Source organism: Klebsiella sp. CN_Kp066 (genome assembly GCF_040065135.1).
Taxonomy (GTDB): Bacteria; Pseudomonadota; Gammaproteobacteria; order Enterobacterales; family Enterobacteriaceae; genus Klebsiella; species Klebsiella oxytoca.
On record NZ_JBEAIU010000023.1, the window covers coordinates 1 to 12,286 of the forward strand.

Annotated in this window: 12 protein-coding genes and 1 tRNA gene; 5 read left to right on the plus strand and 8 right to left on the minus strand. The window is 54.6% G+C overall.

Translation table 11 applies throughout. The features are described from left to right. Positions 1-65: 65 nt before the first annotated feature. Positions 66-142: transfer RNA gene (locus ABLV75_RS02895), tRNA-Val, on the minus strand. Between the two features lie 209 nt (positions 143-351). Then, positions 352-1,725, minus strand: coding sequence for an MdtK family multidrug efflux MATE transporter (mdtK, locus tag ABLV75_RS02900; RefSeq protein WP_004113454.1), 1,374 nt, complete (start codon positions 1,723-1,725; stop codon positions 352-354). 232 nt (positions 1,726-1,957) lie between these two features. Here mdtK and ABLV75_RS02905 point away from each other — a divergent pair, with 232 nt between their 5' ends. Further along, on the plus strand, positions 1,958-2,599 hold the full coding sequence (locus ABLV75_RS02905) for a riboflavin synthase (protein WP_004102708.1): 642 nt from the start codon (positions 1,958-1,960) through the stop codon (positions 2,597-2,599). 29 nt (positions 2,600-2,628) lie between these two features. On the opposite strand, the gene cfa is transcribed toward ABLV75_RS02905, so the two are convergent. Continuing rightward, a complete protein-coding gene (gene cfa, locus ABLV75_RS02910; RefSeq protein WP_004102706.1) occupies positions 2,629-3,777 on the minus strand; it encodes a cyclopropane fatty acyl phospholipid synthase in 1,149 nt (382 codons plus the stop codon). A gap of 300 nt (positions 3,778-4,077) precedes the next feature. Then, positions 4,078-5,262 (minus strand): purine nucleoside transporter PunC, encoded by a 1,185-nt coding sequence (punC, locus tag ABLV75_RS02915; RefSeq protein ID WP_004102704.1) that lies wholly within the window; start codon positions 5,260-5,262, stop codon positions 4,078-4,080. A gap of 112 nt (positions 5,263-5,374) precedes the next feature. Here punC and punR point away from each other — a divergent pair, with 112 nt between their 5' ends. Continuing rightward, positions 5,375-6,286: a DNA-binding transcriptional activator PunR gene (gene punR / locus ABLV75_RS02920; protein WP_004102702.1), complete on the plus strand. Its 912-nt coding sequence runs from the start codon at positions 5,375-5,377 to the stop codon at positions 6,284-6,286. 18 nt (positions 6,287-6,304) lie between these two features. On the opposite strand, the gene purR is transcribed toward punR, so the two are convergent. Next, a complete protein-coding gene (gene purR / locus ABLV75_RS02925) occupies positions 6,305-7,330 on the minus strand; it encodes an HTH-type transcriptional repressor PurR (RefSeq protein WP_004102700.1) in 1,026 nt (341 codons plus the stop codon). 296 nt (positions 7,331-7,626) lie between these two features. Here purR and ABLV75_RS02930 point away from each other — a divergent pair, with 296 nt between their 5' ends. Together ABLV75_RS02930 and ABLV75_RS02935 are read left to right on the plus strand one after the other, a co-directional pair. Further along, entirely contained in the window at positions 7,627-7,716 is a 90-nt protein-coding gene (locus tag ABLV75_RS02930) for a YnhF family membrane protein (RefSeq protein WP_049082851.1), read from the plus strand. Between the two features lie 170 nt (positions 7,717-7,886). Further along, a complete protein-coding gene (locus ABLV75_RS02935) occupies positions 7,887-9,053 on the plus strand; it encodes an MFS transporter (protein ID WP_016810093.1) in 1,167 nt (388 codons plus the stop codon). 56 nt (positions 9,054-9,109) lie between these two features. On the opposite strand, the gene sodB is transcribed toward ABLV75_RS02935, so the two are convergent. Both sodB and ABLV75_RS02945 read right to left on the minus strand, forming a co-directional pair. Continuing rightward, positions 9,110-9,691, minus strand: a complete 582-nt coding sequence (sodB, locus tag ABLV75_RS02940) for a superoxide dismutase [Fe] (RefSeq protein ID WP_004102696.1) — start codon at positions 9,689-9,691, stop codon at positions 9,110-9,112. 311 nt (positions 9,692-10,002) lie between these two features. Continuing rightward, positions 10,003-10,857 (minus strand): C40 family peptidase, encoded by an 855-nt coding sequence (locus ABLV75_RS02945; protein WP_004102694.1) that lies wholly within the window; start codon positions 10,855-10,857, stop codon positions 10,003-10,005. A gap of 339 nt (positions 10,858-11,196) precedes the next feature. On the opposite strand from ABLV75_RS02945, the gene grxD reads away from it, so the two are divergent. Continuing rightward, positions 11,197-11,544: a monothiol glutaredoxin 4 gene (grxD, locus tag ABLV75_RS02950; RefSeq protein WP_032728362.1), complete on the plus strand. Its 348-nt coding sequence runs from the start codon at positions 11,197-11,199 to the stop codon at positions 11,542-11,544. Between the two features lie 50 nt (positions 11,545-11,594). Here the strand turns inward: grxD and rnt are convergent, their stop codons facing one another. Beyond that, positions 11,595-12,239, minus strand: a complete 645-nt coding sequence (rnt, locus tag ABLV75_RS02955) for a ribonuclease T (protein ID WP_004102691.1) — start codon at positions 12,237-12,239, stop codon at positions 11,595-11,597. Between the last annotated feature and the right edge of the window lie 47 nt (positions 12,240-12,286).

The window sequence follows — 12,286 nt, forward strand, 5'->3', positions numbered from 1 at the left end:
ACTCGAACCAACGACCCCCACCATGTCAAGGTGGTGCTCTAACCAACTGAGCTATAAACGCATTATGGTGCGTTCAATTGGACTCGAACCAACGACCCCCACCATGTCAAGGTGGTGCTCTAACCAACTGAGCTATGAACGCATTGTTGCAGTGGCAACGGGGACGCATATTAGCGGCAGGGAGGGGTTGTGGCAAGAGGCAAACGTCACTTTTCTTCCAGATTTCTCGCGATCGCAGAAGTTTTATCCATATTGGTTATATTTTACTGATGCGAAAGAGGATTTGCTCATCAAGAGACGAAAACGGCGCTGAATCAGCGCCGTCAGGTATCGATAAATTGCCGCCAGAGATTAGCGCGCGGCGCGCTGCAATATGACGCTGGAAGGCTGACGCTGCAGGAAACGCATGCGCAGCATCATCATTACGGCAGCGGAGGTGAGGCCAATGATAAATCCGCACCAGAAGCCAGCAGGACCCATGCGCGGCACCACGATATCGGTCAGAGCCAGCAGATAGCCGCTCGGCAGCCCCAGAACCCAGTAGGCGGTAAAGGTAATAAAGAAGATGGAACGCGTATCTTTATAACCGCGCAGGATGCCGCTGCCGATCACCTGTATGGAGTCAGAGATCTGGTAGATCGCCGCGAGCAGCATCAGCTGGGACGCCAGCGCGACAACCTCAGGATTATCGTTATACAACAGGGCGATTTGCTCACGCATCAGAATGGTGAAAACCGCCGTAATCACGGCCAAACACACTCCAACCCCGACGCCGGTTCTGGCCGACGTTTGCGCCTCCAGCGTCGAGCCTTGCCCGAGACGGAAACCGACGCGAATGGTTACCGCCGCCGCCAGGGAGAGCGGTAATACGAACATCAGCGAGCTGAAGTTTAGGGCAATCTGGTGCCCGGCCACGTCGACAATGCCCAGCGGTGAGACCAGCAGCGCGACGACGGCAAACAGGGTCACTTCGAAAAACAGCGCCAGCGCAATCGGCAGGCCCAGCTGCACCAGACGCTGGATAACGGCGAAATCCGGTTTGCTGAAGCGCTCAGCGTTATGAATATCGCGCATCGAACGCGCGCGGCGAACCCAGGAGAGCATGCAGAAAAACATCACCCAGTACACCGAAGCCGTCGCCACGCCGCAGCCGATCCCGCCGAGCTCAGGCATGCCAAAGTGACCGTAGATAAAGATGTAGTTCACCGGAATATTGACCAGCAGACCGATAAATCCCATTACCATGCCCGGCTTGGTTTTCGCCAGGCCTTCACACTGGTTACGCGCCACCTGGAATAACAGATAGCCTGGCGCCCCCCACAGCAGCGCCCGCAGGTAGCCGACCGCCTTCTCCGCCATCGCCGGGTCGATGTTATGCATGGAGCTGATGATGTAGCCGGCGTTCCACAGTACCACCATGACCAGGATCGAGACGAAGCCCGCCAGCCAGAACCCCTGGCGTACCTGGTGGGCGATGCGGTCGCGACGGCCGGAACCATTCAGTTGAGCAATAACGGGCGTCAGGGCCAGCAGCAGACCGTGGCCGAAGAGGATTGCCGGCAGCCAGATGGAGGTACCGATGGCGACGGCCGCCATATCGGTGGCGCTATAGCCGCCCGCCATCACGGTATCGACGAAGCCCATGGCGGTTTGGGCGACCTGGGCGAGTATAACGGGTATAGCCAGTGCTAATAACTGACGCGCTTCAATAAAATACTTCTGCACGTAAACACCTTTATATTGTTGTTATTGGAGGACTAAAAAAGCCGCCATCAGGGGCAGCAAGAAGAAAAAGCAGAGGGATTTGCCAGACTATTGTAGCGAGGATTAGCCATTTAGCCAGTGAAAAAATCGCACAACACGTTGTGCGCTGGCAACCTGTTTTGCCACCTGTTATTGTTCGTGTCATAGCCTAAAACGGTCTTGATACCGTTACGAATTCATACAGGAGCAAAATATGTTTACCGGTATTGTGCAGGGGACCGCCAGAGTGGTGGCCATTGATGAAAAACCCAACTTTCGCACCCACGTCGTGGAGCTGCCTGAGCATATGCTTGCGGGGCTCGAAACCGGGGCTTCGGTAGCTCATAACGGCTGCTGTTTAACCGTCACCGATATTGATGGCGCGCGAGTGAGTTTTGACCTGATGAAAGAGACCTTGCGCATCACCAATCTGGGCGCGCTGCGCGAGGGCGACAGCGTTAACGTCGAACGAGCGGCAAAATTCAGCGATGAAATTGGCGGCCACCTGATGTCAGGCCATATTATGACCACCGCGGAAGTGGTTAAAATTCTGACGTCGGAAAATAATCGCCAAATCTGGTTTAAGGTTCAGGACCCGACGCTGATGAAATATATCCTTTATAAAGGCTATATCGGCGTCGATGGTATTAGCCTCACGGTAGGGGAAGTGACGCCCACCCGGTTTTGCGTGCATTTGATCCCGGAAACGCTGCAGCGCACCACCCTTGGCGTGAAAAAGCTGGGGGACCGGGTAAATATTGAGATCGATCCGCAGACTCAGGCCGTTATCGATACCGTTGAGCGCGTTCTGGCGGCAAAAGAAGCAGCAGTGGCCCTGAAAAACGCGGCCGAATAATAAATTCCCCCGCCGAAGCGGGGGAATTTTTAGCGGGCTACGCGCAGGCCGTGTTCGGCACCGCGAGAAAAAACCACCTGCCAGAGCTGAATATCGCGCGCGCGGAAAGCGCCGGCGCAGGCATTCAGGTAATAGCTAAACATGCGTTTGAAGCGCTCCGAATAATTGTCGGCAATTTCCGGCCAGCTATTCAGAAAGCGCTCATACCAGGCCATTAGCGTGGTGTCGTAGTCGGCACCGAAATTATGCCAGTCTTCCATAACAAAATGCGGCTCGCTGGCTTCGGCAATCTGGCGTACTGAGGGCAAACAGCCGTTAGGGAAGATATATTTATCGATCCACGGGTCGACGTTATGGTCGGTTTTTTTCGAGCCGATAGTATGCAGCAGGAAGCGGCCTTCGGGTTTCAAATTCCGGTCGACCACGTCGAAGTAGGTGGCGTAATTTTTCGGCCCGACATGTTCAAACATGCCGACTGAGACGATACGGTCAAAGCTCTCTTGCAGGTCGCGGTAATCCTGCAGCAGGATAGTAACGTCAAGACCTGCGCAGCGCTGCTGGGCCATTTTTTGCTGCTCAGCTGAAATCGTGACGCCGACAACGCTGACCTGGTAATTTTTGGCCATATAGTAGGCCAGTCCACCCCAGCCGCAGCCGATATCCAGCACCCGCATCCCCGGCTCAAGCTGAAGTTTACGGCAGATGAGATCTAATTTTGCCTGCTGTGCGTCTTCCAGATTATGCGCATCCTTCCAGTAAGCGCAGGAATACTGCATATAGGGATCGAGCATGCGGCTGAACAGATCGTTGCCTAAATCGTAATGCTCTTTCCCGACAATCCAGGACCGTTTTTTACTTTGCAGATTGAATAAGCGTGCAGTGGCGATACGCAGGGTATCTTTGAAATGATGGGGAAGCTGATTTTCCAGACCGGCGCGTAATACTTTATGGAAAAATATATCCAGCCGCTCGCAATCCCACCAGCCGTCCATATAGCTCTCGCCTAAACCCAGCGACCCTTCCTGCAAAACGCGTTTAAAAAAATGAGGGTTTTTAATCCGCAAATCGGAGGGCGCAGGACCATTAATTTCAATGCCCGCACGGCTTAATAATTCAGCTGCGATTCGGTACCAGTCATCATTTGGTACACTTACTTCTTCTATACACGATGAACTCATAGCTTCTCCATCACGCCCAAGTGATCAGAACCTTAAAACAGCGTAGACGCTTTTTTGGCTTTGTGAGAAATCTCACGGATAATCCGTAAGGCTGCTATCCGACGTAGAACAGAGGAAGGGAGATAACCCTTGCCGAAAGGCCTTCCATGGTAAAACGGGATGCATCCTGCTCCCGTTAAAAATCAACTAATCTTTCTATTTATGTGATGCCGGATCCAGTATAGGCCGCTAAAAACAGGCTTTCAACAAAAATATCTTAGCAAGCTAACTACTGGATCTGGCAACTATCAGCAGAATACCTTAAGCATGTGACGATTCTGTTTCCAGATGCGCGGCCTTATGCTGCATGCGGTAGCCGATTCCGGCCAGCACGATGGAGACCAGCATCACGCTGGTGGTCGTTAGCAGCGGAGTGGCGATCAGCGTGGAGACCAGCAGGCTGGTCAAAAAACAGAGGCCAAGCTGCAGGGTGTTTTGCAACGCCGCGGCGCGGCCTGTCGCCTCAGGGAAGGGCTTCAATGCCTGGGCGACGACGATAGGATAGATACCGCCATTCACCACTGCCATGGCGCAGAACGGAATCATTAATCCCACCAGGGTTGCATTTTCCCGCAGGCCAACCAGCCAGGTGGCGGCCACGCTGACGGCGAAGATCGCCAGCAGCCACGGCAGAATTTGCTGGCCCTGCCATTTTTGCAGCGCCGCCCGGCAGCCGTAGCCACCTACCAGAAACGCGATGGTTTGCGGAACATAGCTCAGGCCGATAACGGTCGGGCCGTAGCCCATCTCGTGAAGGATAAACGGCGACCCCGTCAGCCAGGCAAAGAAGCTGGCGGAACAGGCGGCATAGATCAGCACGTTGCCGCTATATTCCCGCGAACGCAGCAGGGCGAGGAACGTAAGCTTCTGCTGGGCGCTGACGATCCTTTTTTTCGCCGCCTTCAGGCGCAGGGCTGGCAGCATTAACAGCAGGGTAATGGCGAACAGAACGGCAAAAATAGCCTGCCATTCAAAATGAACCAGTAACCAGCTGCCGAGCAGCGGCGCCAGCGCAGGCGATAATCCCACCAGGGGCATAATGGCGGCGAAAATGCGGTTGGTTTTTTGAGCAGGATAATAATCGGTCACCATAGCCTGCCAGGTCACCGCGGCGGCGCAAACCCCCAGAGCCTGGATAAAACGCAGCGCCAGCATCAGCGTAGCATCGCGGACCCAAAGCATGCCCAGACAGCCGATGGCAAAGATGGCCAGTCCGCTCAACAGCACCGGTTTACGGCCGTAACGATCGGAGATGGGCCCCCAGAAAAGCTGGCCCAGCGCAAAGCCCGCGAGAAACAGACTCAGGCTGGCGCTGATCGACGCCGCTGAGGTATGCAGATCTTGCTGCATGGCCGCAAAAGCCGGCAGGTACATATCGGTGGCCAGAAAGCCCAGAACGCTGAGTCCGGCCAGCCAGACTAAAAATCCTTTCCCAGGTTGTTGCATATCATTCTCTTTTTAGTGATGCAGGTACGATGGCGCAGAGTGTAGGGAGTGCATTCAGGCTTGTGAAACGCTAATATTTGTCAGGTGAATTCAAAAATTTTGCAGGCAGAAAATGTGGTCTGAATACTCGCTTGAAGTTGTCGATGCTGTCGCCCGCAACGGCAGCTTTAGCGCCGCTGCGCAGGAATTGCACCGCGTCCCTTCGGCCGTCAGCTATACCGTGCGTCAGCTGGAAGAGTGGCTGGCGGTGCCGCTATTTGAACGCCGCCATCGGGATGTCGAGCTAACCCCTGCCGGCGTTTGGTTTTTGCAGGAAGGGCGATCTGTTATCAAAAAAATGCAGATCACCCGCCAGCAGTGTCAGCAGATAGCCAACGGCTGGCGCGGACAGCTCTCTATCGCGGTGGATAATATCGTTAAGCCAACGCGTATGCGGCAGATGATCGTTGATTTCTATCGTCACTTTGATGACGTTGAGCTGATTGTTTTTCAGGAGGTGTTCAACGGCGTCTGGGATGCGCTGGCCGACGGTCGCGTGGAGCTGGCGATCGGCGCAACGCGCTCAATTCCGGTCGGGGGCCGCTACGCCTTTCGTGATATGGGAATGCTGAGCTGGGACTGCGTCGTCGCAAGCCACCATCCGCTGGCCAAAATGACGGGACCTTTAAGCGATGACGTCCTGCGCAACTGGCCATCGCTGGTCAGAGAGGATACTTCACGCTCGCTGCCGAAGCGGACCACCTGGCTGCTCGATAACCAGAAGAGGGTGGTTGTGCCGGACTGGGATGCCTCTGAAACCTGTCTCTCCGCGGGGCTGTGCGTCGGGATGGTGCCCGGGCATTTAGCAAAGCCGTGGCTCGATAGCGGTGAATGGACGGCGCTGGAGCTGGAGAACCCATTCCCGGATGCTGCCTGCTGTCTGACGTGGCAGCAAAGCGATGCCTCTCCGGCCCTGTTATGGCTGCTGGATTATCTTGGCGATAGCGAAACGCTGAATCGGGAGTGGCTGCGGGCGCCGGAATAACCGACGCCGCAGGAAAGGTTAACGGCGGTAATCGACAAACGGGCCGTCGGCCACAGAGCGGCGCTCGACCAGACGCGGATGGACTTCAATCGACTGCGAGACTTCGCGCTTATTGACGATGCGATCCAGCAGCATATTAAAGGCCGCTTCGCCCAGAGAGTCTTTAGGCTGATGGATGGTGGTCAGCGCCGGGCTGAAGTAGCGGGCGTTGCGCACGTTATCATAACCGATCAGCGAAATATCCTGCGGCACGCGCAGCCCCATTTCATCCGCCGCGCAGATGGCGCCCATGGCCATAATATCGCCGCCGCAGAAAATAGCCGTCGGGCGAGGATGCTGGTTGAGAATTTGCTGCATGGCGCGATAGCCGGACTCCGGTTCAAAATCGCCCTGGACAATCCAGTTTTCCGGAACGCCGATCTGCGCTTCTTCCATGGCTTTCATAAAGCCTGCCAGCCGGCCCGCACCGGTGTTACGCTCCAGTGGGCCTGGGATCACGCCGATATCGCGGTGGCCGCGTTCAACCAGGTAGCGTCCGGCAATATAGCCGCCTTCGAAGGCGTTATCGACGACCGAATCAGTAAAGTCGGCTTTTGCCTCGCCCCAGTCCATGACCACCATCGGGATGTGGCGATACTCTTCCAGCATGCTTAAAACTGATTCCGGATACTCGGAGCACATCACCAGCAGGCCATCAACGCGCTTCTGCGCCATCATTGACAGATAGGCGCGCTGTTTCTCCGGGTCGTTCCAGGCGTTGCCGAGGATAAGGGTATAGCCCTTCTGGAAGCAGTTTTTCTCGACTGCTTCGATAATCTCGGCGAAATAAGCCGCTTCGCTGCTGGTCGCCAGCAGACCAATAGACTTGGTGTGATTGACCTTCAGGCTGCGAGCAACGGCGCTGGGGGAGTAATGCAGCTCCTTAATGGCCGCCCATACCGCATTGCGCGTCTCTTCCGCTACGAATCGGGTTTTGTTAATTACATGTGATACTGTTGTAGTGGAAACGTTTGCGCGTTTCGCTACATCTTTAATAGTTGCCATTACTTCTCACTCCAGACCTTGACCTGATCGTCTGTTTATCGGTACGTAAACGATTGCCTGTACACACCCTGGCGCCAAAATGGATCATGGCATCACGTCGGGAAAACGACACAGAACGACAGGAAGGGGTCAATGGCCGATACGCTTTCAAATTAGCGTGGGATTTTGTCCGATCTTGGGGCAAAGGGGAAGAGCAAAAATGTGCATCACTCTAAATCTCGGAAGATTTTTACGCTATTCTGTGTAAAAATGAGCAAGCTCACTTTTCATGTGGGGATAATCAGGGGGAAAAATTGATGGATACAAATTTAAAGTTTTCGCTGACGACAACGATTATTGTTCTGGGTTTGATTGTTGCCGCAGGTTTGACTGCAGTACTGCACTAATTCTTTACTGAGAGGGAGGGGCCGCTCTCCCTTTACCCCCCCGCCTATTATTATCAATTTCGCAAAAATCTTTTGCCATTTCGTTTACTTTTGTTTTTCTGTGATTGATGTCATGCTTTTGACTTCTGAATAAGATGCCGTCGCTGAAGGCGGCCTGATGGAGTTCCTGCATGAAAATCAACTTTCCCCTGCTCGCACTGGCGATCGGCGCCTTTGGTATCGGCACGACCGAGTTCTCCCCGATGGGACTATTACCGGTTATTGCTAAAGGCGTGGATGTGTCCATTCCGGCGGCGGGAATGCTCATTAGCGCTTATGCCATCGGCGTGATGGTCGGTGCGCCGTTAATGACCCTGCTGCTCTCCCACCGCGCGCGCAGAAATGCGCTAATCTTTCTGATGGCCATTTTTACCCTCGGTAATGTGCTCTCTTCAATTGCCCCGGATTACACTACGCTGCTGCTGTCGCGCATTATTACCAGCCTCAACCACGGCGCCTTCTTCGGTCTCGGCTCGGTGGTGGCGGCGAGCGTGGTGCCTAAACATAAGCAGGCCAGCGCGGTAGCAACGATGTTTATGGGGCTGACGATCGCCAATATCGGCGGCGTTCCTGCGGCAACCTGGCTGGGCGAAACTATCGGCTGGCGAATGTCGTTTCTGGCAACGGCGGGGCTGGGCGTTGTAGCGATGATCGGCCTGTGGCTGTCGCTACCGAAGGGCAGCGCCGGCGAACGTCCGGACGTGAAGCAGGAACTTGCGGTGCTGATGCGTCCGCAGGTGCTGTCGGCGCTATTGACCACCGTGTTGGGCGCCGGGGCGATGTTCACGCTTTATACCTATATCTCCCCGGTTCTGCATACCATCACCCACGCTTCACCGCTGTTTGTGACCGCCATGCTGGTGCTGATTGGCGTCGGTTTCTCGCTGGGTAACTATCTCGGCGGTAAGTTTGCCGACCGTTCCGTTACCGCAACGCTGAAGGGCTTTCTTCTGCTGCTGATGGTCATTATGCTGGCGATCCCGCTGCTGGCTCAGTCGCAGGTGGGAGCGGCGATAAGTATGGTTGTCTGGGGGGCGGCGACGTTTGCGGTGGTACCGCCTTTGCAGATGCGCGTGATGCGCGTCGCTCATGAGGCGCCGGGGCTGTCTTCATCGGTTAATATCGGGGCCTTCAATCTTGGTAACGCGCTGGGCGCGGCGGCGGGCGGCGCGGTTATATCCGGCGGCCTGGGATATGCGTTCGTACCGGTGATGGGAGCGATTATCGCGGGCGTAGCGCTACTGCTGGTGCTGTTCAGCGGGCGGGCGCAACCGGAAGAGGCGTTTGCTAACCATTAAGTTCACGTGAAGTGAAATAATAACCGCAGAAGCAGCAATGCTTCTGCGGTTGGCTTTTATGCTGCCAGATTAGCGGCAACAAACTTCCAGTTTACCAGCGCCCAGAAGTGTTCCAGATAGTTCGGACGGGCGTTACGGTAGTCGATGTAATACGCATGTTCCCAGACATCCACGGTCAGCAGCGGGGTAGCGTCGCTGGTCAGCGGCGTACCGGCGTTGCTGGTAGAGACGATGGCCAGGCTACCGTCGGCATTTTTCACCAGCCAGGTCCAGCCTGCGCCGAAATTTTTTGCCGCCGCGTCGGTGAATTTGGCCTTGAAATCCGCGAAGCTGCCGAAGGATTTAGCGATAGCCGCCGCCAGTTCGCCTTCCGGTTCGCCACCGGCGTTTGGTGCCAGGCAGTTCCAGTAGAAGGTGTGGTTCCAGACCTGCGCGGCGTTGTTGAAGACGCCGCCATCGGAAGAACGCACGATCTCTTCCAGGGTTTTGCCTTCAAACGCGGTGCCTTTGATCAGGTTGTTAAGGTTAGTCACATAGGCCTGGTGGTGCTTACCGTAGTGGTATTCCAGGGTTTCCGCTGAAATGTGCGGCGCCAGGGCGTCTTTTGCATATGGTAATGCAGGTAATTCGAACGACATTGCTACTCTCCTTTTTATCGTTATACCCTTCATAATCCCAGCGGCATCTGTATTAACTGCCTGCACTTACCCCGGTCATGTACTGTTGTTCGCTCCCGGGATGCGCTGAGCTGCCGCAAGACTCGGCTTATGCCTCGCCCCTTTGAGGCCTGCGCAAGCGCGGTTCAAAACGGCAGGGCGTTCTGTGATGCTGCTGCAATTATTCTGGGTCTGGTGCGCGCAATAACCCTGTATTGCGCAAGGTAATAGTAGCAAATTAAAAGATGTGGCAAAAGAGAGAGTTACCCTGTCGCCGCAGCGACAAGGCACATTTAGCGAATGGTTTTCGGCGTCATAACGCGACGCGCGCCGACGTAGTGGCGTACCCAGTAATCGTCGCTTAAAGAGGTAATCTGTATATCGCGACCGGTGCGCGGAGACTGGATAAACTTGCCGTTGCCGACGTATACCCCGACGTGATCTGCCGTCCCGCGCCCGCGGGTGCGGAAGAAGACGAGATCCCCGCTTTGCAGCTCGCCGCGATCCACTGGACGAGCGTCGCGCAGGTGATACATCTCATTGGCAGTGCGCGGAATATGAATTTTAACCAGGTCTTTATAGGCGTAATAGACCAGACCACTGCAATCAAATCCGGTGCGCGGAGAGGTCCCGCCCCAGCGATAAGGTTTGCCAATCTGATCCATCAACTTTGACATCGCGGTGCTTTGCGCTTTTTGTACCCGCGCTTTATGCGCATCGGCGATAGTCAGCTGCGGCTCGTCGGCAATGGGTTTGCAGCGGGTTTTATAGCCTTTACGCGCCACGCACTTTTTCTGCAGGCTCGCCGCGGCCAGCTTGCTTTCCGCAATCGACCTTGTCGAGCTGGCGCACAGCTTTTTGTAGCCCTTGCGCAGGACGCATTTTTTGGTGGCGCTGGCGGTCTGGCGTGAAGCGGTTGTTTTGCTGCGGCTGGCGGTCGGTGTTTTTTTGCTGGAGGTTTTGGCGGTGGTTTTGCTTTTGGAACTGGCTGCTTTTTTCTTACGCTCTGCGGTAGTGCCTTTAGCCGGATGCGCTTTGGGCGTGGCCGAAGCGTGCGTATGCCCGGAAGCATGCGCCAGCGGCGTAAGTGAAATAGATGTGAAAAGTAATGCACAGAGCGAAATCGCGATTTTGTTAAGACGCGCCACTGAGCAATCCCCTGATTAAATTACAGACATATACCTATGCCTGACGATGAATGACAAAACGCATCGATTCTAAAGCATAAAATCGTGGAAAGTTAATACTCTTTTGTATCTAAAGTCTCGTTTGGTTAACATTTGCAAAAAAATGCGTCTCCCGGCGGGCTCGCCGCATGAAAAACGCGCAATGCGTTGCTGCGTATAGCAATAAAATGATATTTTTGAGGCAACTTTTGCCTACAGAAGATAAAATGTAGCAAGTGAAAAAAATGTTATTATCGGTCCTGCGTTCAGGGCGCTACAATGACAAATTACTGCCGTAGAGAAGTTTAAGGAAGCACGACAATGAGCACGACTTTAGAAAAAATCCAACGTCAAATCGCTGAAAACCCGATCCTGCTGTATATGAAAGGGTCTCCGAAGCTGCCAAGCTGCGGTTTCTCCGCTCAGGCCGTTCAGGCGCTCTCTGCCTGTGGCGAACGTTTTGCCTACGTCGATATCCTGCAAAACCCGGACATCCGCGCGGAGCTGCCTAAATACGCTAACTGGCCAACCTTCCCGCAGCTGTGGGTAGACGGTGAGCTGGTCGGCGGCTGTGACATCGTGATTGAAATGTATCAGCGCGGCGAACTGCAGCAGCTGATCAAAGAAACGGCCGCTAAGTCCAAAACTGACGAGCCGAAAGCAGAGTAATTTTGCTTTAAATAAAAAAGCGACTTCCCGTGAAGTCGCTTTTTTTTCATTTATTCTTCGGCCACAGGTAAGGGCCAGCCGCCAAGACGCTTCCAGCGGTTGACGATTTCGCAGAATAGCTGCGCCGTTTGTTCGGTATCGTAAAGCGCAGAGTGGGCCTGAGTCCCGTCAAATGCCATTCCGGCGGCGATACAGGCTTTCGACAATACCGTTTGGCCAAGCGCAAGACCGCTCAGGGCCGCGGTATCGAAGGTGACGAACGGATGGAATGGATTACGTTTCAGCCCCGCACGTTCTGCCGCCGCCATGGTAAAGCTATGGTCGAAGGTGGCGTTATGCGCGACCATAATAGCGCGGCTGCAGTCGCTCTCTTTCATGCCCTTGCGGATCATTTTAAAAATCGCGTGCAGCGCATCGTATTCGCTCACCGCGCCGCGCTCGGGATCGTTGGGGTTAATACCGTTAAAAGCCAGAGCTTCGGGCTGCAGGTTAGCGCCCTCAAAAGGTTCAACATGAAAATGCAGCGTTTCGTCCGGCATGAGCCAGCCTTCTTCGTCCATTTTCAGCGTAATAGCGGCGATCTCCAGCAGGGCGTCGGTTTTGGCATTAAATCCGGCGGTCTCAACATCAATTACCACTGGATAAAAACCGCGAAAACGGTCGCACAGACCATTCAGTTGAGCGTTCTCGGACATCAGATTCTCTTAGCTGGAAAAAAGTAGCGCGCATTATGGCAAATTTT